Here is a 24,822-nt window from a genome sequence, read left to right as displayed (position 1 = left end):
CGTATGGTGCGGCGCATCGACGTGACCGGAGCAGGCGGCGTAAGCCTCGCCGCCTGGGAGTTCGCCGATCCTCCCAAGACCGGGGAGGTCGACCGGACGCCGGGCGTGCTGTTACTGCACGGCCTGATGGGCCGCGCCTCGCACTGGGCGTCCACCGCCCGCTGGCTCTCCGAGCGGCATCGGGCCGTCGCCCTCGACCAGCGCGGCCACGGCCAGAGCGACAAACCCCCCGAGGGCCCGTACACACGCGAGGCGTATGTCGACGACGCCGAGGCCGCGCTCGAACAGCTCGGTCTCGCGCCGGCCGTACTGATCGGCCACTCCATGGGCGCGCTGACCGCCTGGCAGCTCGCCGCGAAGCGCCCCGACCTCGTCCGCGGCCTGATCATCTGCGATATGCGGGCCTCCGCACTCGGCGCGGCGTCACAGCGCGAATGGGAGGCGTGGTTCAAGTCCTGGCCCGTCCCCTTCGCCACCCTCGCCGACGTCCGCAAGTGGTTCGGCGAGGACGACCCCTGGGTGGAGCGCCCGAACCCCTCCCGCGGCGAGTTCTACGCGGAAGTCATGGCCGAGTCCGACGACGGCTGGCGCCCCGTCTTCGACCCCGGCCAGATGCTCAAGTCCCGCGAGACCTGGGTCTACGACGCGCACTGGGAGGAACTGGCCCAGGTCCGCTGCCCCGCCCTCGTCGTCCGCGGCCTCGACGGCGAACTCGGCCGGGCCGAGTCCCAGGAGATGGTCCGCGTCCTCCCTCACGGCCAGTACGCGGAGGTCGCCGACGCAGGCCACCTCGTGCATTACGACCAGCCGGAGGCGTGGCGCTCCGCGATTGAACCGTTTCTGGAGGGGCTCGCGCCGCCGTGAGGCTCCGCGATGGGGTTCCGCTAGGGGCACCCTGAAAGCGAGCGCCGTTGAACCGCGCCGTCCTTCGGCTGCGGACCGCCCGTGGCTGGTCGCTCCCCCACTCTCGGATGCTCCCCCAGTGCCTTAAGGGCCTGGGGGGACCCCCAGAGCGGGGGGGGGACCCCATCGCGGCGGAGCCGCAATTGACACAGCCCCGCGCCCCTTACGGGGCGCCCCCTGCGCATCTTTCGGGGCGCAGGGGGCGGCTCAGCCCTTGCTCACCGCCGTCAGAATCTCTGGCAGCCGCGCCGCCGTCCGCGGTGCGGAGATTCGCAGTCCCAGCAGCGTGAGCCCCGCGCCGTAGGCGGTCCCCAGCGGCAGCAGCAGCCATGTCCAGTCGTCGCCGCCCGCCGACCCATGCAGCCAGATCGTGAAGGCGATGACCGGTGCGCACAGCAGGGCCGCCGCGAGCATGCCGCCGAAGATGGAGATCCAGGCGAGGCCCGCCTGACCGGGGGCCGCGTTCTTGTAGCCCTCCTGCGGGATCGAGTACGGGTAGCGCGCGGAGGACCAGGCGCCGGTGGCCAGCATCGCGCCGAGCAGTGCGAAGGACAGGCCCAGGGCTTCGGGCAGGGCGGGCCAGTCGCCGAGCATCGCCGTGGTCAGGACGGTCACGAACGTCGCGTACGGGAGCGTGATCACCAGGAGCGCCAACGCCCGGCCCCGCAGCTCGACATACGCGTCCCGCGTGGAGGAAATGGTCAGCGCGACCATCCAGAACGCGGACGTGTCCTGCCCGAACTGGTTGTACATCAGGACCCCGAGCATCCCGGCGGCGAAGCAGGCGAGGTAGATCGATCCGGTGCCCTGCAGCGCGTTGAACACCGGCACGATCAGCCCGATCGCGAGGTAGGTCACCCACGCGGCCTTCGTCTTCGGATCGCGCCACACATACCGCAGGCTGCGCTCCATGACCGTGCCCGTGCGCCCGGCGGGCAGCAGCCGGGACAGGCCGGAGGAGCGGCCCGCCGTGTCCCGCGCGGGCTCGGCGGCCTGCAGCGTGGAGCCGTCCGGCGAGGTCATCAGCCGGGTCAGACTCCGCTGCCAGAGTGCCAGCAGGCCCACCAACGCTCCGGCGCTCAGGGCGAGTTGGGCGACTCCAGTGGCGTACGAACCCTCGCTCACCGAGTCCACCGCGCCGATCGCCGAGGCGGGCGGCACCCAGCGCAGCACCTCGGCCGCCGGATCCAGCGTCGACAGGCCCGAGGAACCGAGCTTCTGCGCCCCGAAGTTGACGAACTGCGCGCCCACGGCGATGACCAGGCCGCTCAGTACGGCGAGATCGCGGCCCTTACGGCTGCTCAGCAGTCGGATGTTGGCCGCCGCGACGGCACGCGCCAGGGCCACGCAGACCAGCAGCGCGAGGACGATCGCGACGACCCCGGTGACGTACGCGGCCATGCCGTGCGCCATCGCGATCACCGAACCGGCGAACATGCACAGCGTGAACAGCGGCCCGATCCCGACCAGCGAGGCCACCAGCAGGGCCCGCACGAGAGGGCGCGGCTGCAGCGGCAGCATCACCAGGCGGGTGGGGTCGAGCGTCTCGTCGCCGCTGGGGAAGAACAGGGGCATCGTGGCCCAGCCGAGCGCCAGGATGGCGGTGAGCAGCACGGTGACGCTCGCCGCGTGCGCGTTGCCGCGCAGCACGATCAAGCCGATGAGCTGGAGCGCGGCGAAGAGCAGAGTGAAGACGATCGACGCGACGTAGGCGGCCCGCCGCCCGGCCGACTGCCGCAGACCGTTGCGCAGCAGGGACAGCTTCAGCCGTACGAAGACGGGGGTGATCGAACCGACGGAGGTGGCCGTGGTCATCGGGCGCCGCCGCCCAGCCAGTCGAGGTCGGAGGCGGTGTCGCGGCCGTTCGCCCCGACGAGTTCGAGGAACGCCTGCTGGAGGGAGCGTTCCGTGCCGCGCACTTCGGCGAGCGTGCCGTGGGCGCGGATGCGGCCCGCGGCCATCACGGCGACCCAGTCGCACAGCGACTCGACCAGCTCCATGACATGGGAGGAGAAGACAACGGTGGCGCCGGAGGCGGTGTAGCGCTCCAGGACGCCGCGGATCGTCTGCGCGGAGACGGGGTCGACCCCCTCGAACGGCTCGTCCAGGAAGAGGACTTCGGGGTTGTGGAGCAGCGCGGAGGCGAGGGCGATCTTCTTCCGCATGCCCGTCGAGTAGTCGACGACCAGCTTGTGCTGGGCACCGGCCAGGTCCAGTACGTCCAGGAGCTGGGTGGCCCGCTTGTCGACCTCGGCACCGGGCAGCCCCCGCAGCCGCCCGGTGTACGCGAGGAGTTCCCGCCCCGACAGCCGCTCGAACAGCCGCAGCCCCTCGGGCAACACCCCGATACGCGCCTTGACCTGAGCCGGATCCCGCCACACGTCATGCCCGACGACCTCGACGGACCCCTGGTCGGGCCGCAACAGCCCGGTCACCATCGACAACGTCGTGGTCTTCCCGGCCCCATTCGGCCCGACCAGCCCGATGAACCGCCCAGCGGGCAACTCCAGATCAACCCCCGCAACAGCAATCTGCTCCCCGAACCGCTTCCACAACCCCTGCACGCGTACGGCGACTTGAACCGCCGTTGTTCCCTCGGTCATGGGGGCACGATACGGGGGAGCGCCCTGTCAGGGGCCCCGTAGGGGCGGGGAACTGCGCGCTCAGCCAGGTACAACCCGCAGGCAGCCATGCACCCGACGGGGCAGGACCCCTTGGAGGCGCGGGGCTGTGTCGATTTGCGGCTCCGCCGCGATGAGGGTCCCCCCGCTCTGGGGGTCCCCCCAGGCCCTTAAGGCACTGGGGGAGCATCCGAGAGTGGGGGAGCGACCAGCCCCATCCGGCCCGCAGATGACGAACTGCCTACCCGCGGAGCGACCGCCGCACATCCCGCCCACACGCATAAGCGATCGGCGAGATCAACTCCTCCGCATCCGGCAGCCAACGATTCTCGGGCGTGGGCCGACAGGCCCACTGAACCCTCCCGTGCGCCCCGAACCGCGTAGGCGGCGCAGCCACATACGCCCCCTCCCCGAGCACATCCAGATCCAGCGACGCAAGCGGCCACCCCAACTTCCGTACAAGATCGGGCACCTTCACGTTCGCCCCCGGCAGCACGAAGAACTGCACCCGCCGATCCGGCGTCCAGGTCACCGGCCCCAGCGACAGCTCCATCCGCTTCATCCGGGCCAGCGCGAGGAACCCCGCCGTCTCCGGAACGGAAATCGCGTCGAACGTACGGCCCGTGGGCAGCAGAATCGACGCGGTCGGCTGCTTCGCCCACAGCCGGCGCGCAACGGTCGCACTGCCCGTCGCCTGCGTCGGCCAGTCCTCCCGCGCCGGATGCGCCCCGGGCGCGACGCAGGAGGGCTCGCCGCACGAGCAGTGCTGCACCCCGTCGACGGCTTCCAGCCAAGTGCCGGGAAACACGTCCCAGTGGCGCTCTTCGGCGTAGCGCACGGCGATGTCCTGCAGAGTCTCCCCGCGCTGCTTGGGGATCCGCGCGGTTTCGGTGCTCGTGATCGTCTCTTCCATGCTCAGCTCAACTGCGTCACCCATTTGGCGTTACGGCCCCGGCGTGCGCGGTGGGGGAGCACCGTTTTCGCATGTGGGGCGCATGGATGCATGGATGGGGGCGCGCACGGGCAACGGCAGCGGGGGCTGGGTAGCCAGGTGTGGGGGACGGCACCAGCCATTACCCCGGCAATCCTCATATGTCCCGCATCTTCGGTATGTCGGCGGGGCATTGATCTTCGAGGCCGGAACTTTTCGCTCCTTTCATGGACCGGAGGTTCGGCCGCTGAGGACACGTCAACTCGGTGCGTGGGCAGGCACCGCAGCCACAGGGGGTACGCCATGGCCGCAAGGCCGCTCGTCGCAAGGCAGCCGAACGAACGACTGCAGGCGCTCATCCAGGAAGCGGGCTGCTCGAACGCCGGGCTGGCCCGCCGGGTCAACATGTGCGGCGCGGAACACGGTCTCGATCTGCGCTACGACAAAACGTCCGTGGCGCGCTGGCTGCGCGGACAGCAGCCGCGCGGGCGGGCGCCGGCCATCATCGCCGAGGCGCTCGGCCGCAAGCTGGGCCGGACGGTCACGGTCGACGAGATCGGGATGGCGAACGGCAAGAACCTCGCCTCCGGGGTGGGCTTGCAGTTCTCGCCGACCGTCGTCGGCGCCATAGAGCAGGTCTGCGAGCTGTGGCGCAGCGACGTGGGGCGGCGGGACTTCCTCTCCGGCTCGTCCGTCGCCGCCTCCGCGCTCGTCGAGCCGAGCCGCGACTGGCTGATCTCCTCGCCGGACGCACAGGTGGCGCGCTCGGCGGGGCCTCGGGTGGGGTCGGCGGACGTGGCGGCCGTGAAGGCGATGACGCAGGCGCTGGTGGACCTGGACCACCAGCATGGCAGCGGGCATGTACGTCCGGTGGTCGTGCACTACCTGAACAGCGTGGTCTCCGGGCTGCTGGCGGGCTCGTACCGGGAAACGGTGGGGCGTGAACTGTTCGCGGCGGTCGCGCGGTTGACGGAGCTGGCGGGCTATATGGCCGTCGACACCGGGCAGCCGGGGCTCGCGCAGCGCTACTACATCCAGGCGCTGCGGCTCGCCCAGGCGGCGGGGGACCGAGGGTACGGCGGCTACGTTCTTGCCGCGTCCATGAGCCACCTGGCCACGCAGCTCGGGAATCCGCGGGAGATCGCGCAGTTGGCGCGCGCGGCGCAGGAGGGGGCGCGTGGGCGGGTGACCCCGCGTGCGGAGGCGATGTTCCACGCCGCGGAGGCGCGCGGGCACGCGCTCATGGGTGACGCGCGGGCGGCCCAGGTGGCGTCGGGGCGGGCGGTCAACGCCATGGAGGCGGTCGATGACGCCTCCGGGGACGATCCGCGGTGGATCGCGCACTTCGACGAGGCATATCTGGCCGATGAGTTGGCGCATTGTCATCGGGACCTCGGGCAGGCGCAGGCGGCCGCGCGGTGCGCGGAGGAGTCCCTCGCCGGGCACCCGGAGTCGCGCGCCCGGCGGCGGGCGATCGGGTTCGTCCTGCTGGCCACCGCGCAGGTGCAGCAGCGTGAGGTGGAACAGGCCTGCCATACGGGGATGAAGGCGGTCGAACTCCTCGACACGCTCCGCTCCAACCGTGGCGCCGAGTACCTGGAAGACTTCCAGCAGCGGCTGACGCCGTACCAGGACGAGCCTGCGGTACGGGAGTTCGGGGCGCGGCTGGATCTGCAGGCCGCCGCGTAACGGGGCCATTAACAGCGTCCCGCGCGGCGATTCCGTTACGCGTGCGCGGTGGGGCGAGGGTCACGTCCTGAGCTGCGTGGCATCGGGTTGTGGGGACCCGGTAGCGTGAACCGACGATTCCGTAGATCCCCCATTCGTAGGAGTCCCGGTGACGCAGAACGGACAGGGCGAGGAGCCCTCGCCGCGACCAGCGCGCGAAGGCATCGTGCTGCCGTCCGACGGCAGCGCCCCCCTCCTGCCGGGCGCCGCACCGGACCACACGACCCCGGCAGGCGGCCAGTCCTGGGACCAGCCCTGGGGCCCCGGACGACCGCCACAGACTCCGCCGGGTCCGGAGCACGGCGGCCAGGCCGAGGGTTGGCCGGACCCGGCACAGAACGGGCAGGCCTCCGCACCGTCGTGGGGCGCGCTGTCCGACTCCACGTCTGGGTGGGACGGCGATCAGGGCGCGGGGTCGGGGTATGGGGTGCAGGGCTCCGCGCAGGGGGCGGGGTACGGAGCCCAGGGGCACGATCAGGCGTCGCAGTACGGTGCGCAGGGCTCGGCCCCGGCGCCGCAGTACGGGACGCAGGGTTCCGCCTCGGCGCCGCAGTACGGGACGCAGAACGCCGACGCCTTGCGCCAGTGGGGCACCGCCCCGTCTGCGCCGGGTGCTGGGGGCCACCAGCACCCTCCGGCCAACGCATCGGCTCCCCAGGTGGGGCAGTCGGCTGACGCGGGAGGGCTCCCGCCGGAGGGGCAGACCTCGCCGCCGCAGGGGGCGGCGGGGTACGGGGCGCCGCAGCGGACGGACGGATTCGGGGCACCGCAGGCTGTCCATGGCCAGGCGGCGCCATTGCCTCCGGCGGGGAACCCGGCACCGCAGATGCCGGGCGGCTCCGTTGGGCAGCAGCCCCAGATCGGATACGGCGATTCGCAGGCGGCTGCCGGCCCTGCCGGTTCGCAGGCGTCGGATGCGTACGGCATGTCGCAGGCTGCCGATGGCCAGAATGCGCGGCTGCCTCCGGCGGAGAACCTGGCGGGGCAGATGCCGGGTGGCCCGGCTGGGGCGCAGGCGTCGGGTGGCTCTGCAGGGCAGCAGCCGCAGGTCGGATATGGCGCTTCGCAGACGTCTACTGGTCCCGCCGGTTCGCAGACGACGGATGCGCACGGCGCGCCGCAGGCTGCCCATGGCCAGGCGGCGTCACTGCCTCCGGCCGGGAACCCGGCCTCGCAGATGCCAGGTGGCCCGGCTGAGGCGCAGGCGCCGGGCAGTTACGTAGCCTCGCCGGATTTCGCCGGGCAGTCGGCGCCGCGCGGATCCGGCAGGCACGGCGCCCCGCAAGGGCCTGCTGAGCCTGCCGCCTCGCAGGCGCCCGATGGCTACGGCGCCTCCCAGCCACCGTCGGGTCAGGCGTCGCCGCTTCCCTCGGCTCAGCATCCGGCACCGCAGGGGTCCGCCGGCTCCACCGCTCAGCAGGCTCCCGCCGGGCCCGCAGCATCCCCGACATCAGCCGCGTACGACCCCTCGCAGACCTCAGCCGGTCAAGCGGCGACGCCCCTTCCTCCCGCCGAGCTTCCGGCGCAAGCGCAGGGCAGGCACTCGGCGCCCCTGCCGCCCGCAGCCGGTGCTGACGAAGGCGCCACCCAGTACCTGCCGCCGGTTCCGGCCGGGGCGCCCGGTGATGAGGGGGCCACCCAGTACATCCCTCCGGTGGGTCCGGGGGCTCTGCCGCCGGAGGCGTCGGCGGGTTCCGAGGCCGAGGCGACGCGGTTCCTCGGCCGGGTTCGGCAGGGCGGTCCGGGGTCGATGCCCGCCGCAGGAGCTGCCGCCGCAGGGGCGGGTGCCGGCCCCATGCCTCCCGCCGCCGACGGCGACCCGGACGCCCAGGCCACGCAGTACATCCCGCCGGTTCCCGCGCAGCCCGGAGGGGGCGGCGCGGCGTACGGGATACGGCCGGGTGCGCCGGGTGACCGGCAGCCACCGGCCGAGTTCGACAACCTCTTCCGGGAGGCATCGGACGGTCCGGACGCCACGCAGCAGTTGCCGCAGGTCGACCTGCCGGGGGCGCCCGGCGGACGGGCCGCAGCCCGGCGCGAGCGCGGATCGGCGGACAGCAGCCGTGGCAACGGCAACGGCGGCAGGAGCCGGGGCCGTATCCCCCTCATCGCCGCCGTGGGCGTCGGCATCGCCGTGCTCGGTATCGGCGCGGGCGCCATGCTCAGCGACAGCGGAGGCGACGACGGCGGCGACGAGAACAAGACCGTGGCAGCCACCGCCCCCACCGCGGAGGAGTCGCCGTCCGCCTCCGCCGACCCGGCCAAGGCACAGGCCGTGGCCCTCGACAAGCTCCTGGCGGACAGCAACGACAGCCGTGACGCGGTGATCAGGGCCGTATCCAACGTACGGACGTGCACCAACCTCGGTCAGGCCGCCACCGACCTGCGTAACGCCGCCACTCAGCGCAACGAACTGGTCACCCGTCTCGCGGGCCTCTCCGTCGACAAGCTGCCGAACCACGCCCAACTGACCGCCGCCCTCAACAGCGCCTGGAAGGCCTCCGCCGCGGCGGACAACCACTACGCGGCCTGGGCCGACCAGGTCGCCGCCAAGAAGGGCTGCCCCAAGGGCAAGGCCCGCACCACGCCCCAAACCCGGGCGGGCAACCGCGAATCCGGCACCGCAACCACCCAGAAGGCGAAGGCCGCTCCGCTGTGGAACGCCATCGCCCAGACGTACGGCTTGACGGAACGCCAGCCCACGCAGCTCTGACCTTCGCCGGTCTGGCGCGGGGCGCCCACGGGGGTGGTGGGTTCGGTTTCATGGGCGACTGCAGGCCCGTCGTGGCTGGTCGCTCCCCCACTCTCGGCTCCTCCCCCACTCTCGGCTTCGCTCGAGCGGGGGGACCCCCATGAGCGGGGGGACCCCCATCGCGGCGGAGCCGCTAATGTCACAGCCCCGCGCCCCTTAGGTGCGTGGTGGGCCAGGGCAGTGGGCAAGTGCGGGCACTTGGTGGCTGGCGGCTCCAGTGACGCGCCCTTTAGGGGCGCGGGGAACTGCGTGAGCAACCACCACGCACCCGCACCAAAAACGAACCCACCCGCTCAACCAGCGGAGCTAACCGGCGTTCTCGAGGATCCGGGACACGTTAGTGAAGCCCTTCCGAGCCGCCACCAGTTGCCCGTCCCGCACCACCTGGAAGGTCACGTTCGAGTTGATCAACCGGGGGAAGCCGCTCGCCGCGATCAGGTCCGAGAAGGCCCAGCTCAGCGTGGGCGTCAGCCCGGCCGTCTCGATCTTCAGGCCGTCGTCCAGCGTGCGCCGCACCGTGCGGGCGGACACCTCGCCGTCGCCCAGCGACTCGACGGTCTTCTTCAGGACCTCGTAGGCGATCCACGTGGTCTGCACGCCCGCGTCCGAGGCGTCGATCCGGTTGTCGCCGAAGGCTTCCTTCTGGATCACGTCGCGCATCGCTTTCCACCGCGAGTCGCTCGACGCGGGGTACCAGCCGGTGACGTACGACCCCTCGTACGTACGGCCCGTGGCGTTGATCACCGACTGGTCGACGCTGCCGAGCACGGTCGCGGTCCGCACCGACGGATAGTCGTCGGCGATGCGCCGGAAGGAGTCCATGAAGGTGCTGGTGCGGTCGCCGAGCGCGGGCACCACGCACCCCTTCTTGCCCACGGGGTCGGAGGTGGCCCGCTCGATCGCCTGCTCGGCATGCCGCGAGTACTCCGTGGCGTCGTCGGCGGCCCGCAGATCGGCGGCCTCCGCGTGCTTCTCGGCGGAGAGCCCGGAGTCGAGCAGTACCGGCAGTTCGTCGCCGGCGATCGTGTCGGGGCGTACGAGGGCGACGGGGCCGCAGTTCGTGGCGAGCTCCCGGCCGAGTCCGGCCAGCAGCGCGGGCTGGCCGCCGTTGACGGGATAGGAGAGCGGGCTGGTGAACTCGTCGTCGGTGAGGCCGTATCCGCCTATGTACGGGATGCCGGCCGCCTCCAGCGGGGAGAGGAGGGAACGGCCGTACTGGCTGTACGAGCCCACGACCGCGGCGACGTCCTCCTTGACCGCGCGCCGAGCGCACTCGGCGGCGCGCACGGAGTCGTTCTGCTCGTTGCAGGTGATCACGTTCAACTTGCGGCCGTTGATGCCGCCGCCCTTGTTGATCCAGCGGGCATAGGCCTTCGCCATGGCGGGCATACCGGGCTTGTTCGTCGCCTTGGTCTTTTCCGGCGCCATGGTCATGACGGTGACGGTGTCGCCTCCGGAGCCCCCCGTGACCCCGGAGACCACCCCGCATCCAGCGGCCAGGGAGGCACAGGCCACCAGGGCGCCCGCGGACAGCATGCTGGCCTTGATGCGTCGAGGGCTGAGACGGTGGGGGGTGCTACGCCTGCCGGTCATGGACACGCACGATTCCGCCACATTCCAAATGCCCGAGTGATCTTGCTTCAACATTCGGTTACGCGAAGGTGAATAGCGGGGGTCCACGAGGACGGTTTCGGGCGGGAACGTACGATCGGTGACCGTGCAAGGTTCGGAGAAGTCTTCCCGTCATGGCCGCCGCTCATCCACCATGGGCGGCATGGCACTCAACGACATGCCGTGGTGGCGCTGGCGCAGCAATGTGCGCTCCGCGCTGCACATGCTCTCCGACCCCGGCTTCCAGCAGAACGTCTGGCTCGCGGGCGTGGACGGGTACGGCGACGTCACCGACGCCGTGTACCGCCTCGTCGAGGACACCTGGCTGGACAACTGGTCCGCCGAGAAATACGTCGGCACGATCTTCCGGGACTCGCAGGAGGCGGCGCTCGTCGACAGCGCTGTACTGCGCGTACTGCGGATCATGCACCAGGTGGGTCCGGACGCGCCCGTCTCCGCGTATCTCGACCACCAGGCGTGGCCGGAGGCTGTACGGGCCGCCCGGGACGCGCATGTGCGGATGGCGGCGAGCGACGGGGAGGACCCGGACGTACCGCCGCGCACACTCGAGGTCCTCCGGATCATGACCCGGTCCGCCTGACCGTACGTACGCAGCACGTACGTGGATACGCCCGCACCTTCGGCCGTATCTCCGCACCCCTGGGCCGTACGTCCGTGAAGTGGGACGAGTGCCCATCGTGTCGTACCGATATGGGACCCTGGCAGGCATGACCGAGCAGTCCGTGCGCGGGGCCGAGCCCGCCGCCTACCAGGCCGACCAGTACGTGCTGACCCTCTCCTGCCCGGACAAGAAGGGGATCGTGCACGCCGTGTCGAGCTACCTCTTCATGACCGGGTGCAACATCGAGGACAGCCAGCAGTTCGGCGATCACGACACGGGACTGTTCTTCATGCGGGTCCACTTCTCCGCGGAGCCTCCGGTCAGCCTGGACAAGCTGCGGGCCAGCTTCGCCGCGATCGGTGACTCCTTCCAGATGGACTGGCAGCTGGGTCGCGCCGAGGAGAAGATGCGCGTCGTCCTCATGGTCAGCAAGTTCGGCCACTGTCTGAACGACCTGCTGTTCCGCGCCCGGATCGGCGCGCTGCCCGTCGAGATCGCCGCCGTGGTGTCCAACCACACCGACTTCGCCGAACTCGTCGCCTCGTACGACATCCCCTTCCATCACACGCCAGTCACCAAGGACACGAAGGCGCAGGCCGAGGCGCGGCTGTTGGAGCTCGTGCGCGAGGAGAAGGTCGAGCTTGTCGTCCTCGCCCGCTATATGCAGGTGCTTTCCGACGACCTGTGCAAGCAGTTGAGCGGCCGGATCATCAACATCCACCACTCCTTCCTGCCGAGCTTCAAGGGCGCGAAGCCGTACCACCAGGCGCACGCGCGCGGTGTGAAGCTGATCGGCGCCACCGCGCACTATGTGACGGCCGACCTGGACGAGGGCCCGATCATCGAGCAGGAGGTCGAGCGCGTGGGCCACGAGGTCACGCCGGAGCAACTCGTCGCCGTAGGTCGCGATGTGGAGTGCCAGGCGCTGGCCCGCGCGGTCAAGTGGCACGCGGAGCGCCGGATCCTGCTGAACGGACGGCGCACGGTCGTTTTCGCGTAGGCGCTCCGCTGGGAGCGCGGTTCGAAGCTGCGGGTTCGTTGTCGCTGGTCGCTCCCCCACTCTCGGCTGCGCCCCCAGTGCCTTAAGGGCCTGGGGGATCCCCAGAGCGGGGGGACCCCCATCGCGGCGGAGCCGCACATGTCACAGCCCCGCGCCCCTGACGGGGCGCCGTATCGCGCCGGACTTCGGCAAGTCGGCTCAGCACGCTTCAGAAGCGCCCTGAGGCCTGGCGCGTGGGCGTACGCACCCTGCATCCGGCTCAGCTACATCCGGCTCATTGAAGCCGCCGCGAACAGTACGTCCCTGATCGCCTCCCGGTCGCCCTTCTGCCCGGCCGCCGCCTCCAGGGGCGAGATATGACCGGCCGCCAGTCGGCAGAACTCGACGCCGTCGAGCGCCACATGGGCCACTTCGAGGTCGGCGGACGCCAGCGCGCCGGGGGAGTCGAGCGGGATGAGCCATTCGCCGCCACCGGAGCCCTCGATCTCCAGGCGCAGGGTGCGGCCCGGCGTACCGGCCGGCACGAGATGCCGCGCGCTGCCGGGCCCGGCGAGCCCCGCCTGGCGGCGGGCGGCCAGCACTCGGGGCAGCATGCGGGCGGCGAGTTCGAGAATCCGGTGCAGCTGCCGCGGGGCGGGCGGTTCGTACGGATAGTCCACGGCGTCCGCGATATCCCCGGCGTGCACCCAGCACTCGAAGGCCCGGTCCAGCATCGCGTCCTGCAACGACAGCTCGAAGTCGCCGTACGGCACGGACAGTTCCCCGGAGCCTCCGCCCGCGAACGACGCCGTACGCACGAGGTTGTGGCTCTGCTCGCGCCACGGTCCGCGTACGGACCGGGTGTGCGGGAAGTGCGCCGCGCGCCAGAAGGCCTCGGTGCGGCCCGCCGGGGTCTGCGCGGGAGCGGTGATGTCGCCGAGCGGGTCGTCGAGGCCGAGGGCGACGGCGACGAAGCCGTCGACGGCCAGCAGGTGGGCGATGACCTTGGCGACGGTCGTACGCCGGCTCGTGGGCTTGTCGCCCTCGAACCAGTGCAGCCGTACGGGCGCGTGCCACTCGGCGTCGCCGAAGTCCTGGAGCAGCGCGTCGAGCCGGGCGGCCTCCGCGTCGTACGGGACCGCCCAGTCCGGCACCGGGATACGGGGCGGGCGTCGCTCGAGAGCCCCCTCGAGGACCTGGCAGCGCAGCCGCGGATCCAGGTCGAGGCTCTCCGGCTTGTGCAGCAGCCCGACGGCCTCGCGCAGCCGCAGCGCCTCGTCAGCGCAGGCCCCGCAGAGGCCGAGGTGCTCCTCCACGGCTGCCGTCTCCTCGGGCGAGCACGCGGCCAGCGCCCAGGCGCCGAGCAGCGACTGCAGCACCCGGTGCTCGAGCAGCAACGGCGCCGGCGGCGGATCGGGCAGCGGCAGCCCGGTGTCCTCCACGGAGGAACGCGGCATGGGGATGGGCAGCGGGCCTCCGGCCTCTTGGCCGCTGCCGGGGCCCTTGGCGTCGCCCGGCCCCTGCGGTCCGTCGCTGCTGTCCCAGCCGGGTGGTCCAACGCCGCCGTCCCGGTCGGCTGTTCCGTCCCCGCCGACCCGGCCCGGTGGCCCGTTGCCCTGGGCACCCACAGGGCCGTGGTGCTCCTCCTCCGATTTCGCGTGCTCCCCCTGCTCCCCCTGCTCTCCCTGTGCGTCGTTCTTCTCTTCTCTGTCGTACGCCCCGAAATGGTCCGCGTCGCTCACCGTCCACCCCCGTCTTCGGGCAGGGCCCCGGACGGTCCGCTGTCGTGGGCGGTGGCCAGCAGTTGGAGGCCGAGGCGGAGCCGGCGGCGGGCCTCGTCCTCGGTGACGTCCAGGTCGGCGGCGGCCTGGCGGTAGTCGCGGCGCTGTACGTACGCCAGGTCCAGGGCCGCGCGCAGCGGGGCGGGCATCGCCGTGACGATGTAGTCGGCGCGGGCGGCCACCGAGGCGCGACGCACCCTGCGCTCCAGTTCCTCCGCGCTGCCCGGGCCGCCCTCGGCGAGCGCGGCCGCCTCGGTCTCCCGCAGGCGCCGCACGGCGAGCCGGTGGGTCAGCGTGGCGATCCAGGAGCGGAGGGGGCCCTGCCTGGGGTCGTACGCGTCCGGGTTCTCCCAGGCGTGGGCGAACACCTCGCGGGTGATGCTGTCGGCGGCGCGTTCGTCACTGAGCACGCGATAGGCAAGAGCATGCACAAGTGAAGAGAAACGGTCGTAAAGCTCACCGAGTGCGGCAGCCTCACCCCGTGCGAGCCGCTGCTGCATCTTGCGGTCCCAGCGGGGCGGCGCGTCCCTGTCGGCCATGCGGCCCCCTCACCCCCGGTCGTGCCCGGCACCTGTCCCTTGTTCACCGGATTCTCCTCGGACCTCGTCGGATCCGCGTCCCCGGCATCTTCCCGAATGTAGTCGTCGGCCCTGACGGCGCACGTCCCTTTACGGCAATGCGCGCCCCTGAGAGGGCCGCGGATGGTAGTGCTCTCCTCACGCTGTGCATGCGCCTACCCTTTCTGCTTCTGATCAGACAGGATCGAAGTAGACCGCGTACGACCGAATCGAGGGGCGCCCGGGACGCAATTCAATTCGGGATTCGGGTGTTTCACGGAGCGAAGGTGGGGCAGCCGCGCACCCAGGGAAGTGTAGGAATCACTTCCGCTTCCGTCCCCTGGCCTCTGAGGGCCTTTCGGGATCTACGGGGTCTACAGGGACCTTTCGGGGCTCGGTGCAGGGGTGCCCGGTTCAAGGTCAGCATCGTCGAGGGAGAGGCAGGCGCGTGACGCTCAGGGTGACCGACGGCGAGCAGGGCGGCTGGGCCGTGCTCCAGGTATCGGGCGAGATGGATCTGGTGACGTCACCGGTACTGCGACAGCGGGTGCACGACGCCGTGGCCGACGGCCGCCGCAGCATCGTGGTCGACCTCTCCGAAGTGCTGTTCTGCGATTCCAGCGGCGTCGGCGTACTGATAGCCACCCGCCGGCTGATCCGCTCCTGTCAGGGCGAGCTCCGTCTCATCCTCCCCGCCCAGGGAGCCGTGGACGGTTCGCATGTCAACCGCGTCCTGGGCGCCCTCGGCGTACGCCGCCTCTTCGACGTCTACCCGGACGTCGACGCGGCCGTGGACGACGAGTCGAGCCCCCTGTCGGCCTGAGCACCTTCGGACCGATCGCCCGAGGACCGTTTCTGTCGGCGTGACCTTCGTCACGCGCAAACGTCGATTGCCCCTGAAATATCGCCCTTGAGACTTCGCCACGGCGTTGTCGCGGAATTCCCCCGTCCTTGGCACAAGCGTCGTTTTCCGCTCCCCAGGAGCGCCCGGCGTCGTACGCTCCCTGCCAGACGCACCCCATCTGATGTGTAAGGCGGCCTGAAAAGACATGGTCAGCACCGAGTACGAGCGACGGATCGCCGCCCGGTTCGCCACCTTCGACCAGGACGGCAACGGCTATATCGACCGCGAGGACTTCAGCGGCGCGGCCAAGAAGCTGCTCGCCGAGTTCGATACGACGGCCCGGTCCGACAGAGGGCAGGCCCTCTACATCGGCGCGGAGGCCTTCTGGCAGGGCATGGCAGGGATAGCCGACCGGGACGGCGACCAGCGGATCACCCGCGAGGAGTTCGTGAACGGCGCCGTCAAGCGGCTCCGAGACAACCCGGACCGGTTCGCCGACATCGCCCGCCCGTTCCTGGACGCGGCCCTCGCCGTGGCCGACAGCGACCGGGACGGCGCGGTGACGATCGATGAGGCCGCGCGCGTCCTCAAGGTCCTCGGCGTACCCGACGACCTCGCCACCACCGCGGCCGGCGCCCTCGACGCAGACGCCGACGGCCGCATCACCGAGCCGGAGATCGTAACCGCCTTCGCCCGCTATTTCACGGTGCCCGAGTAGTTTTCGCCCCCTACTTCGTCCCCTACGTAGAGGCCGCATTCTTTGATGCGGCCCCTGTAGACCCCGAAAAACGCTCCCTCAGCTTGTACTTGAGGACCTTCCGCAGCGTCTCGTTGCGCGGAAGGGCGTCCACCACCTCCAACTGCTCCGGCAGCTTGTGCACGGACAGCCCTTCCGCACGGAGATACGAAGTCACCGCCTCCAGTGTCAACGCCGAAGCCCCAGGCGGCTGTTCGACCACCGCGCAGACCCGCTCCCCACGCTCGGCGTCCGGCAGCCCGATCACCGCGGCGTCCCCGACGTCCGGATGCCGATGCAACAGATCCTCGATCTCCTTGGCCGAGATGTTCTCGCCCTTGCGGATGATGACGTCCTTCAGGCGCCCGGTGAGCACCAGATGGCCGCTCTCCGTGAGCCGCCCAAGGTCCCCGGTGATGAGAAAACCGTCCTCGTCGAAGGCCTCGGCGGTCTGCGCCGGGTCCAGATAGCCCTGGCACACGGCCTCCCCGCGCAGCCGCACCTCCCCGTCCACGATCCGTATCTCCATGCCCTCCGGAGGCCGCCCCTCGGTCGTCGCGAGGTCCTCAGGGCTGTCGTCCGGCGACCCCATCGTGATCATCGGCACCTCGGTCATGCCGTACCCATGCGTGAGCTGGACCCCCATCTCCCGTACGACGGCATGGTGCAGCTCCGGCGGCTTCGGCGCCCCTCCGCCCGCGAGCAGCCGCAGCGTCGGGATGACCGGAGTGCCGGGCTGCTTCCGCTGCTCGGCGAGGAACATCGAGTAGAACGCCGTCGACCCGCCCGCCACCGTCACCCCGTGCTTGCGATACCCCTCCAGGGACTCCGGCAGCGCGAACTTCTCGAAGAGCACCGCCGGGAACCCGTACAGCAGCAGCATCACCAGATAGTCCGGGCCCCCTATGTGCGCGAAGGGGAACGCGATCGAGCCGACGTCGTCCGCCGACAGATGCAGCGCGTGCGCGAGACACGACCCGCCCGCGATCAGCGACCGGTCCGTGTGCAGCACGCCCTTGGGGTCGGAGGTGGTGCCCGAGGTCCAGTAGATCCAGCGCACCTCGGTGCCGTCGGAGGGCGGCGGGGGCAGTACGTCCGGATCGCCGTCGGGCAGCGAGTCGTACGCCTCGAAGACGCCCCGCGCCCCGATGCGGTGCGCCATCTCCGTGTGGTCGAAGCCGCGCCACTGGCCCGGCACGGCGAAGTACGCGGCCTCGGACTCCCGTAGCGCGAAGGCGACTTCACGGTCCCGGTAGAAGGGGATGACCGGAGTCTGCACGGCCCCGAGCCGCGCCAGGGCCATCGCCAGCAGCACCGTCTCGATCCGCGTGGGCAGCTGCCAGGCGACGACCGAGCCGGGGCGCACCCCCATTCCGTACAGGCCCGCAGCCGCCCGCTCAGCTCCCGAACGCAGCTCCTCGAAGGTGAGGGTGCGGTCGTCCTGGAGGAGGACGGGACGGCGGGGCGTGAGCTCGGCACGGCGTTCGACGAGCTCCCAGAAGGTGCGCGAGGTACCGAGGGCGTGCGCGGTATCAGCAGTCACGACGGATCCCCCAAGAGGCCTAAAACTGACGGCTAGTCAGATCGTAGCCAGGAGCGTAGGCCGCGCCGCCTTGTCGGTCCAGGGGTGCGGAGCTAGCCTTCTTTCTGACGGTCCATCAGATACGGGCCCTCGCACCCGCCCGCCGGAGGGGACTGAACCCATGACCGAACTGCCTCGGATCATCAGCGTCGACGACCACGTCATCGAGCCCGCACACCTCTTCGAGACCTGGCTGCCGAAGAAGTACCAGGACCGCGGGCCCAAGCCGCTGACCGCCGGCATCGGGGAACTCGCGTACGTGGGCGGCAAGTACCAGATCACGATGGACCCGGACGGACCGCCGACCGACTGGTGGATCTACGAGGACCTCAAGTTCCCGTACAAGCGCAATATCGCCGCCGTCGGCTTCGACCGCGACGAGATGACGCTGGAGGGCATCACGCGCGCGGAGATGCGGCCGGGCTGCTGGGACCCGGTCGAGCGCCTCAAGGACATGGAGGCCAACCACGTCGAGGCCAGCCTGTGCTTCCCGACCTTTCCGCGCTTCTGCGGGCAGACCTTCGCCGAGGCGCACGACAAGGAAGTGGCGCTGGCCTGTGTGCGCGCGTACAACGACTTCATGGTCGAGGAGTGGTGCGGCGACAGCGGCGGCCGGCTCATCCCGCTGTGCATCATCCCCCTGTGGGACATCGACCTCGCGGTCGCCGAGATCAAGCGGAACGCGGCGCGCGGCGTCAAGGCTGTGACCTTCTCCGAGATCCCCACCTACCTGGGGCTGCCGTCCATCCACTCCGGCTACTGGGACCCGTTCTTCGCGATCTGCCAGGAGACCGGAACGGTCGTCAACATGCACATCGGCTCCAGCTCCCAGATGCCCGCCGCCTCCCCGGACGCGCCCCCGGCGGTCCAGGCCTCGCTCAGCTTCAACAACGCGATGGCCTCGATGATGGACTTCCTGTTCAGCGGCGTCCTGGTGAAGTTCCCGCAGCTCAAGCTCGCCTACTCCGAAGGCCAGATGGGCTGGATTCCGTACGCCCTGGAGCGCGCCGACGACGTCTGGGAGGAACACCGCGCCTGGGGCGGGGTGCGCGACCTGATCCCCGAGCCTCCGTCGACGTACTACTACCGGCAGATCTTCTGCTGCTTCTTCCGCGACAAGCACGGCGTCGCCTCGCTGGACGTGGTCGGTCGCGACAACGCGACCTTCGAGACCGACTACCCGCACGTCGACTCGACCTTCCCGCACACCAAGGAGGTCGCCCTCGATCATGTGAAGGGCCTCGACGACGAGACGGTCTACAAGCTGATGCGCGGCAACGCGATCCGCATGCTGGACCTGGACTTCGACAAGTAGCCGGACAGGACGAGCGGACGCGTCATGGACCTCGCGTACACGCCCGAAGAGGAGGAGTTCCGCGCCCGGCTGCGCGAGTGGCTGGGCAAGGTGCTCCCCACACTCCCCCCGAAGCCATCCCCCGACGACTGGCCCGCCCGGCGCGCGTACGACCTCGGCTGGCAGCGCATGCTGTACGACGCCGGGTACGCGGGCCTGCACTGGCCCGTCGACGCGGGCGGGCGCAGGGCGACCCCGACGCAGCATCTGATCTTCCTGGAGGAGACGGAAAAGGCGGGCGCCCCCTACGTAGGGGCCAATTTCGTCGGCCTGCTGCACGCCGGGCCGACGATCGCCGCCGAGGGCACCGCCGAGCAGCGGGCGCGCTGGCTGCCGCCCGTGCTCCGCGGCGAGGAGGTGTGGTGCCAGGGGTTCAGCGAGCCGGACGCCGGCTCGGACCTCGCGGCGTTGCGCACGCGCGCGTGGCGTGACGGCGACGACTACGTAGTGAGTGGGTCCAAAATCTGGACTTCCCATGCAGAAGTCGCCGACTGGTGTGAGCTGTTGGTGCGTACGGATCCCCGGGCGCCCAAACACCGCGGCATCTCCTGGCTCGCGATGCCGATGGACGCCCCAGGGATCACGGTCCGCCCCTTGCGCACCCTCGCGGGCTCCACCGAGTTCGCGGAGGTCTTCCTCGACGAGGTGCGGGTCCCTGTGGCCAACCGGGTCGGCCCGGAGAACGACGGCTGGCGCGTGACCATGGTGACCCTCTCCTTCGAGCGCGGCACGGCCTTCGTAGGCGAGGTCGTGGCCTGCCGCCGCGTACTGGGCGAACTGGCCCGTGAGGCACGGAAGAACGGCCGGTGGGACGACCCGGTGCTACGACGCCGGCTGGGCAGACTGAACGCCGAGTTCCGCGCCCTGTGGCGGCTCACGCAGTGGAACGTAGGCGAATCCGAACGCACCGGCGGCGTCCCCGGTATCGGGGGTTCGGTTTTCAAACTGAGGTACTCACACGCGCGGCAAGAGCTGTACGACACCGCCGCCGATGTCCTCGGCCCCGAGTCGCTCGACCTGTCCGCCGACTGGACCCTGGACCGGCTGTCGTCCCTCTCGTACACCATCGCGGCCGGCACCTCGCAGATCCAGCGGAACATCGTGGCCGAGCGAATCCTGGGCCTCCCGAAGGGCAGGTGACCTCCCGACATGCGTTTCCAACTCACGGAGGACCAGCGGGCGTTGCAAGCAGGAGTACGTGAACTCCTCACGCGCCGCTTCGGACGCGAACAGCTCCGGGCCGCCGTGGACGCCCCGAACCTCGATCGCGCCCTGTGGCGCGAACTCGGCGAGGCGGGCTTCTTCGCGCTGCGGCTCCCCGAGGCGGACGGCGGTGTCGGGCTCGGGCTCCCCGAGGCGGTCCTGGCCTTCGAGGAAGCGGGCCGCGCCCTGCTCCCCGGCCCGCTGGTGGCCACCCACCTGGCGGCCGGCGAGGTTCCCGGAGCCGCCACCGGCGAATGTGTCGTCGCAGCCGTGGACGGCACCCTCGTGGAGTGGCTGGACGAGGCCGACACCGTACGTGGGGATGTGACGGGAGCGGTCGCGATGCGCTCGGCGGACCCGCTGACACCCCTCCACCGCGTCCCGCGCGGCGCCTCCGCCGACCCCGTTGCCGCCCTGCTCACCGCCGCCGAGCAACTCGGATCGGCAGCCCGTACCTGCGAAGCGGCCGTGCAACACGCCCGGGCGCGCGAGCAGTTCGGGCAACCGATCGGGGCCTTCCAGGCGGTCAAGCACCTGTGCGCGGAGATGCTGGTGCGCGTGGAGGTGGCCCGTGTCGCGGTGTACGCGGCCGCCGTCACGGCCGACCCGCTCGACATCGCCGCGGCCGGACTGCTCGCCGACGAGGCTGCCGAACGGGGCGCCCGCGACTGCCTTCAGGTGCACGGCGGCATGGGCTTCACATGGGAGTCCGACGTGCACCTTCATCTCAAACGCGCCTGGGTGCGGGCCAGGCGGGGCCACGGCGCGGCGGACGCCGAGGAGGCACTCGCGGAGCATCTGCTGTCCCCGGCGGCACGGTAGGCGAGCCCCTTGAACGCCCGCCGCGCGAGCCCTTTGTCGCCGATCGTGGCACCCCGAAACGGACGGATGTCGCGGAATGTGGCATACCGGAATTACCGTGCGTCGATATCGGGTTGTGTCCGAGGTGTGACTCGTCACGGCCTGGAGTCAGCGGTGAGCTCCGGTACCTTGTGTGGGATGCGAGTGGTTCTGAGGCCGAGCCATCCCGGTGTTGCCCTTGAGGTGGCTCCGGACCCGGCGATGCGCCGCCCTCGCAGGGCGGGATCAAGCCCCGGTCCAGCCCGTTCGACTTCCCGTGACGAGCGTCGCACAGTATGCCGTACGCATACTCCTTCGCGCTGGAATATGCCCGAAGCGCTTGTTGGGGTGACTGTACGTCAACCATGCTGTCACGCAAGGGAATCACAGTCCGTGATCCCTGTTCTGCCCATGATTGTGGCCCTCGGTCACGAGGCGATGTGTCCGCCGGTTCGGATGGTGTGAACGGTGCAGGTGCTTCAAGTGCAGCTGGAGATCCGGCCCGACCCCGCAGAGGTGGGGCGAGCCCGGAGATGGGTCCGTTCGCGGATTGCCGGCTCGGCCATAAGAGTCGATGAGCCACTGGCCGAGACGCTGATCCTCCTCGTCTCCGAACTGGTCACCAACGCCGTGGTCCACACCGGAAGTCCAGCCGTACTGCGCCTGTCCCTGCCGGGCACGGCGCCCGACGCGGGTGCGGGGGACGGCACTGCGGGCCAGGCCCCCGCCACAGTCCGCCTGGAGGTGGCCGACACCAGCGCCCGCCCACCACGCCCCCGCTGCGTCGACAACGACGAAACAGGCGGCCGCGGCCTGGCCCTGGTGGACGGCCTGGCCGACCGCTGGGGCTGGAGCCCAGAGGGCGCAGGCAAACGCATCTGGTGCGAGGTGGACCGCAGTTCGCCCCACAGCACGACCACGACAACATGCGAGACGGCTCCTGCGACGTTCGAGGGCGGCGCGGGGGCGTACTGCGCCGGCAAGTCGGCGTACGAGGACTTGGCGTACGAGGCGGTCTGAGAAAGCCGCGCCTGAGGGGGGCCGCAGACCCCTTCAGGGGCGCGGGGAACTGCGCGACCAGCCACGACGCACCCGCAGTGTCGAGCGCGCATCCAGCGCTGGGCAAGGCGCACCCAGGGCGCGCCATCCGAAGCAGCGGCGCGGTCCAGCGCCCCTTTAGGGGCGCGGGGAATTGCGCGACAAGCCGCAGCGGACCCGCGGCGTCGAAACGCACCTCCAACGGCGGGCAACGCGCACGCAGGGCGCGCCATCCATAGCACGGTGCGGAATCGCGCCCTTCAGGGGCGCGGGGCTGTGACATTTGCGGCTCCGCCGCGATGGGGGCCCCCGCTCATGGGGGTCCCCCCGCTCGAGCGAAGCCGAGAGTGGGGGAGCAGCCGAGAGTGGGGGAGCGAACAACCACAACGAACCCGCAGGCTCAAACGCGCACCCAGCGGAGGGTCAGCGCAGCCGAGTGCGCCGGTGAGTGCTTCCAGAACCACCGGCCAGGTGTTGACGTGACGTGTCCGTTTGATCACGCTTGTGGTCAGCGATTCGCCGTGAGGGGACGACGAGGGTTCCGGTGACGGGGAACCCTCGACGAGTGCGAGTCGCAATTCGGCGTCGGCTCCTACAGGGCCACGGGGTGTCCTCGCACGAGCGGGGTTCGTCCGAGGGGCAGGGCGGGTACGCCGGAGCCGGATGGCGGCGCGCAGTGCCGTGCTCGGGGCAGCGGAGCGCGCCGCCAGCCGATCAGTACGACACCGGATCGGTGCGAACTCAGAGGAGTGGGAGCTCGGAGGATCGGGAGCTCAGAGGATGGCGACCGGCGCCACAGGGGTCCCCGTACCGCCGACGAACGGTTCAGGCATCGCCGACAGTAGAAACGTATAGCTGGATTCTTGTCCACAGGCTGTGGACAACTCTTCGAGATTCCAGTTCTGCCCCTGAAGCATCCCCATCTCGACGAGATCGAGGGCATGGACAGGCAACCACAACCCCTCTATTTCCGGAGGAAACACCTCAAAGGTGAGGGTGTCATTCGCGACCGCCGCGACGTCACGCGTGTGAAACCACTCCGGAGTACGGACGGACAGCCCGGGCGAGGGATACGCGTACGCATGCTTGTCGCCCGCCAGATAGAGCTGGACCTGCCCGGTACGTACGAGAACGATGTCACCGGAGCGGACCCGCGTGCCCGCCAGTTCCTCGGCCGCCTCCAGGTCTTCCGGCGTCACCGCGTGATCGCCCGCCAGGCGATCCGTCCCCCGCGCGCGGGCCACATCCAGCAGGACGCCGCGCGAGACGATGTGCCGAGGCTTGTCGATACCGCTGAACTCCGCGCCCGCGTGCGCCGTGACGGTGTCGGCCGGACGACCGTTGTAGATCTTCCCCGAGTGTGAGACATGGCTGAGCGCATCCCAGTGGGTCGCCGCCTGCAGCCCCATCGTCACGGCGTCATCGCTGCAGGCGACCGTGCCGGGACCGAAGATCTCCTGGTTGATCTGCACCATGGTGTGCAGCGGGTTGACGCGCCCAGGGATCATCCCGGTCTGCACGCCGTCCTGCTGGAGGGGGAGCGTGAGCGGGACGCGACGGCCGGTGCGGACGGTCGCGGCGGCTTCGCGTACGACCTCGTCGGTGATCAGGTTCAGCGTGCCGATCTCGTCGTCGGCGCCCCAGCGCCCCCAGTTGTTCACGCGCTTGGCGATGTCATGGAACTCGGCCGGCAGTGACATCGGGGCCTCCCGGGGCTTGTCGCCAGGTATCTGACGGGTCGTAGAATCGCACTGGAATCCAAATCTAACGGTCCGTCAGAAACTGCGGGACGGGAAGGGGCCGGTGTGGGGAACTTCTTGGCAGACAAGGTCGTCGCCGTGACCGGAGCGGGGCGGGGCATCGGACGCGCCGTCGCGCTCGCGGCAGCCGCCGAGGGAGCGCGGGTCGTCGTCAACGACTACGGCGTCTCCGTGGACGGCGGTTCACCGACCAGCGACATCGCGGACTCCGTGGTGAAGGAGATCCTGACGGCCGGGGGCGACGCGGTCGCCGTCGCCGACGACATCTCCACGATGGCGGGCGGACAGCGGGTCGTCGACACCGCGCTGTCGTCGTACGGGCGGCTCGACGGCGTCGTCTGCGTGGCAGGGATCCTGCGCGAACGGATGCTGTTCAACATGTCCGAGGAGGAATGGGACCCCGTCCTCGCCACCCACCTGAAGGGCACCTTCACGGTCTTCCGTGCCGCCTCCGCGGTGATGCGGAAACAGGGCGCGGGCACGCTGATCGGCTTCACCAGCGGCAACCACCAGGGATCCGTCTCCCAGGCCAACTACAGCGCCGCGAAGGGCGGCATCATCTCGCTGGTACGGAGCGCCGCGCTCGGCCTGCACAAATACGGGGTGACCGCCAACGCCGTGGCACCCGTCGCCCGTACGCGCATGGCGGCGAACGTCCCCATGGAGCTCAAGGAAATCGGCGAACCCGAGGACGTGGCCGCGCTGGTCGTCTACCTGCTGTCGGCCCGCGCCCGCGACGAGGGCATCACGGGGCAGGTCTACACGATCGCCGGACCCAAGATCGCGGTGTGGGCGCAGCCGAGGGAGCTGAGGGCGGCGTATGCGGAGGGCACGCCCTGGACTCCGGAGCGGATCGCGGACTTCCTGCCCGGGACGGTGGGCGTGGACCCGATGCCGATGCTGGAGCAGTTGGAGGCGATGGCCAAAGCTGCTTCGGAGAAGACACGGCCGAACGCATAACAACGCACAAAGGGGTTGCG

At 70.5% G+C, this 24,822-nt stretch carries 20 protein-coding genes; 12 read left to right on the top strand and 8 right to left on the bottom strand.

Annotated elements, in window-relative coordinates:
* Positions 1–3: 3 nt before the first annotated feature.
* The gene (locus OHT21_RS19750; RefSeq protein ID WP_328769666.1) at positions 4–864 is read left to right on the top strand and encodes an alpha/beta fold hydrolase; all 861 of its coding nucleotides are present in this window, start codon (positions 4–6) and stop codon (positions 862–864) included.
* A gap of 246 nt (positions 865–1,110) precedes the next feature.
* Here OHT21_RS19750 and OHT21_RS19745 read toward each other — a convergent pair whose 3' ends face one another.
* From OHT21_RS19745 to OHT21_RS19735, 3 genes are all read right to left on the bottom strand, one after another.
* Entirely contained in the window at positions 1,111–2,718 is a 1,608-nt protein-coding gene (locus OHT21_RS19745; protein WP_328769665.1) for a transporter, read from the bottom strand.
* Positions 2,715–3,506, bottom strand: a complete 792-nt coding sequence (locus OHT21_RS19740; protein ID WP_328769664.1) for an ABC transporter ATP-binding protein — start codon at positions 3,504–3,506, stop codon at positions 2,715–2,717. Before OHT21_RS19740 ends, OHT21_RS19745 begins: the two co-directional genes overlap by 4 nt.
* 259 nt (positions 3,507–3,765) lie before the next feature.
* Positions 3,766–4,437, bottom strand: coding sequence for a bifunctional DNA primase/polymerase (locus OHT21_RS19735; RefSeq protein ID WP_328769663.1), 672 nt, complete (start codon positions 4,435–4,437; stop codon positions 3,766–3,768).
* A 321-nt stretch (positions 4,438–4,758) separates the two neighbouring features.
* On the opposite strand from OHT21_RS19735, the gene OHT21_RS19730 reads away from it, so the two are divergent.
* Both OHT21_RS19730 and OHT21_RS19725 read left to right on the top strand, forming a co-directional pair.
* The gene (locus OHT21_RS19730; RefSeq protein WP_328769662.1) at positions 4,759–6,144 is read left to right on the top strand and encodes a transcriptional regulator; all 1,386 of its coding nucleotides are present in this window, start codon (positions 4,759–4,761) and stop codon (positions 6,142–6,144) included.
* Positions 6,145–7,108: 964 nt separating this feature from the next.
* Complete coding sequence (locus OHT21_RS19725) at positions 7,109–8,896, top strand: hypothetical protein (protein ID WP_443050646.1); 1,788 nt, start codon at positions 7,109–7,111, stop codon at positions 8,894–8,896.
* 345 nt (positions 8,897–9,241) lie between these two features.
* Here OHT21_RS19725 and OHT21_RS19720 read toward each other — a convergent pair whose 3' ends face one another.
* Complete coding sequence (locus OHT21_RS19720) at positions 9,242–10,528, bottom strand: ABC transporter substrate-binding protein (RefSeq protein ID WP_328769659.1); 1,287 nt, start codon at positions 10,526–10,528, stop codon at positions 9,242–9,244.
* Between the two features lie 118 nt (positions 10,529–10,646).
* Between OHT21_RS19720 and OHT21_RS19715 the strand changes: the two genes are divergently transcribed.
* Positions 10,647–11,147: an SCO4402 family protein gene (locus tag OHT21_RS19715; RefSeq protein WP_328769658.1), complete on the top strand. Its 501-nt coding sequence runs from the start codon at positions 10,647–10,649 to the stop codon at positions 11,145–11,147.
* 127 nt (positions 11,148–11,274) lie between these two features.
* Complete coding sequence (gene purU / locus OHT21_RS19710) at positions 11,275–12,168, top strand: formyltetrahydrofolate deformylase (RefSeq protein ID WP_328769657.1); 894 nt, start codon at positions 11,275–11,277, stop codon at positions 12,166–12,168.
* Positions 12,169–12,431: 263 nt separating this feature from the next.
* On the opposite strand, the gene OHT21_RS19705 is transcribed toward purU, so the two are convergent.
* The gene (locus tag OHT21_RS19705; RefSeq protein WP_328769656.1) at positions 12,432–13,889 is read right to left on the bottom strand and encodes a zf-HC2 domain-containing protein; all 1,458 of its coding nucleotides are present in this window, start codon (positions 13,887–13,889) and stop codon (positions 12,432–12,434) included.
* Positions 13,886–14,467, bottom strand: coding sequence for an RNA polymerase sigma factor (locus OHT21_RS19700; RefSeq protein ID WP_328769655.1), 582 nt, complete (start codon positions 14,465–14,467; stop codon positions 13,886–13,888). The genes OHT21_RS19705 and OHT21_RS19700 overlap by 4 nt, the downstream gene beginning before the upstream one ends.
* A gap of 466 nt (positions 14,468–14,933) precedes the next feature.
* On the opposite strand from OHT21_RS19700, the gene OHT21_RS19695 reads away from it, so the two are divergent.
* Entirely contained in the window at positions 14,934–15,308 is a 375-nt protein-coding gene (locus tag OHT21_RS19695) for an STAS domain-containing protein (protein ID WP_328769654.1), read from the top strand.
* Positions 15,309–15,534: 226 nt separating this feature from the next.
* Positions 15,535–16,047 (top strand): EF-hand domain-containing protein, encoded by a 513-nt coding sequence (locus OHT21_RS19690; RefSeq protein WP_328769653.1) that lies wholly within the window; start codon positions 15,535–15,537, stop codon positions 16,045–16,047.
* A gap of 22 nt (positions 16,048–16,069) precedes the next feature.
* Here the strand turns inward: OHT21_RS19690 and OHT21_RS19685 are convergent, their stop codons facing one another.
* Positions 16,070–17,608 (bottom strand): class I adenylate-forming enzyme family protein, encoded by a 1,539-nt coding sequence (locus OHT21_RS19685; RefSeq protein ID WP_328769652.1) that lies wholly within the window; start codon positions 17,606–17,608, stop codon positions 16,070–16,072.
* Between the two features lie 160 nt (positions 17,609–17,768).
* Between OHT21_RS19685 and OHT21_RS19680 the strand changes: the two genes are divergently transcribed.
* The 4 genes from OHT21_RS19680 to OHT21_RS19665 all read left to right on the top strand — a co-directional run bounded on the left by OHT21_RS19680 (position 17,769) and on the right by OHT21_RS19665 (position 22,064).
* Positions 17,769–18,962, top strand: coding sequence for an amidohydrolase family protein (locus tag OHT21_RS19680; RefSeq protein WP_328769651.1), 1,194 nt, complete (start codon positions 17,769–17,771; stop codon positions 18,960–18,962).
* Between the two features lie 24 nt (positions 18,963–18,986).
* On the top strand, positions 18,987–20,141 hold the full coding sequence (locus OHT21_RS19675; protein WP_328769650.1) for an acyl-CoA dehydrogenase: 1,155 nt from the start codon (positions 18,987–18,989) through the stop codon (positions 20,139–20,141).
* A gap of 9 nt (positions 20,142–20,150) precedes the next feature.
* The gene (locus OHT21_RS19670; RefSeq protein WP_328769649.1) at positions 20,151–21,026 is read left to right on the top strand and encodes an acyl-CoA dehydrogenase family protein; all 876 of its coding nucleotides are present in this window, start codon (positions 20,151–20,153) and stop codon (positions 21,024–21,026) included.
* Between the two features lie 501 nt (positions 21,027–21,527).
* Positions 21,528–22,064 (top strand): ATP-binding protein, encoded by a 537-nt coding sequence (locus tag OHT21_RS19665; protein ID WP_328769648.1) that lies wholly within the window; start codon positions 21,528–21,530, stop codon positions 22,062–22,064.
* 791 nt (positions 22,065–22,855) lie between these two features.
* On the opposite strand, the gene OHT21_RS19660 is transcribed toward OHT21_RS19665, so the two are convergent.
* Positions 22,856–23,782, bottom strand: coding sequence for a cyclase family protein (locus OHT21_RS19660; protein ID WP_328769646.1), 927 nt, complete (start codon positions 23,780–23,782; stop codon positions 22,856–22,858).
* A gap of 105 nt (positions 23,783–23,887) precedes the next feature.
* Here OHT21_RS19660 and OHT21_RS19655 point away from each other — a divergent pair, with 105 nt between their 5' ends.
* Entirely contained in the window at positions 23,888–24,802 is a 915-nt protein-coding gene (locus OHT21_RS19655) for an SDR family oxidoreductase (protein WP_328769645.1), read from the top strand.
* Positions 24,803–24,822 lie beyond the last annotated feature (20 nt).

The organism is Streptomyces sp. NBC_00286 (assembly GCF_036173125.1).
GTDB lineage: Bacteria > Actinomycetota > Actinomycetes > Streptomycetales > Streptomycetaceae > Streptomyces.
Note: the sequence above shows the minus strand (reverse complement) of the source record. Positions and strands in the feature narration are given on the sequence as shown.

Bases quoted from the DNA above. Each gene is read 5' to 3' on its own strand.
- OHT21_RS19750 (WP_328769666.1), top strand. From the start codon at position 4: ATGGTGCGGCGCATCGACGTGACCGGAGCAGGCGGCGTAAGCCTCGCC.
- OHT21_RS19745 (WP_328769665.1), bottom strand. From the start codon at position 2,718: ATGACCACGGCCACCTCCGTCGGTTCGATCACCCCCGTCTTCGTACGG.
- OHT21_RS19740 (WP_328769664.1), bottom strand. From the start codon at position 3,506: ATGACCGAGGGAACAACGGCGGTTCAAGTCGCCGTACGCGTGCAGGGG.
- OHT21_RS19735 (WP_328769663.1), bottom strand. From the start codon at position 4,437: ATGGAAGAGACGATCACGAGCACCGAAACCGCGCGGATCCCCAAGCAG.
- OHT21_RS19730 (WP_328769662.1), top strand. From the start codon at position 4,759: ATGGCCGCAAGGCCGCTCGTCGCAAGGCAGCCGAACGAACGACTGCAG.
- OHT21_RS19725 (WP_443050646.1), top strand. From the start codon at position 7,109: ATGTCGCAGGCTGCCGATGGCCAGAATGCGCGGCTGCCTCCGGCGGAG.
- OHT21_RS19720 (WP_328769659.1), bottom strand. From the start codon at position 10,528: ATGACCGGCAGGCGTAGCACCCCCCACCGTCTCAGCCCTCGACGCATC.
- purU (WP_328769657.1), top strand. From the start codon at position 11,275: ATGACCGAGCAGTCCGTGCGCGGGGCCGAGCCCGCCGCCTACCAGGCC.
- OHT21_RS19700 (WP_328769655.1), bottom strand. From the start codon at position 14,467: ATGGCCGACAGGGACGCGCCGCCCCGCTGGGACCGCAAGATGCAGCAG.
- OHT21_RS19690 (WP_328769653.1), top strand. From the start codon at position 15,535: ATGGTCAGCACCGAGTACGAGCGACGGATCGCCGCCCGGTTCGCCACC.
- OHT21_RS19680 (WP_328769651.1), top strand. From the start codon at position 17,769: ATGACCGAACTGCCTCGGATCATCAGCGTCGACGACCACGTCATCGAG.
- OHT21_RS19675 (WP_328769650.1), top strand. From the start codon at position 18,987: ATGGACCTCGCGTACACGCCCGAAGAGGAGGAGTTCCGCGCCCGGCTG.
- OHT21_RS19670 (WP_328769649.1), top strand. From the start codon at position 20,151: ATGCGTTTCCAACTCACGGAGGACCAGCGGGCGTTGCAAGCAGGAGTA.
- OHT21_RS19660 (WP_328769646.1), bottom strand. From the start codon at position 23,782: ATGTCACTGCCGGCCGAGTTCCATGACATCGCCAAGCGCGTGAACAAC.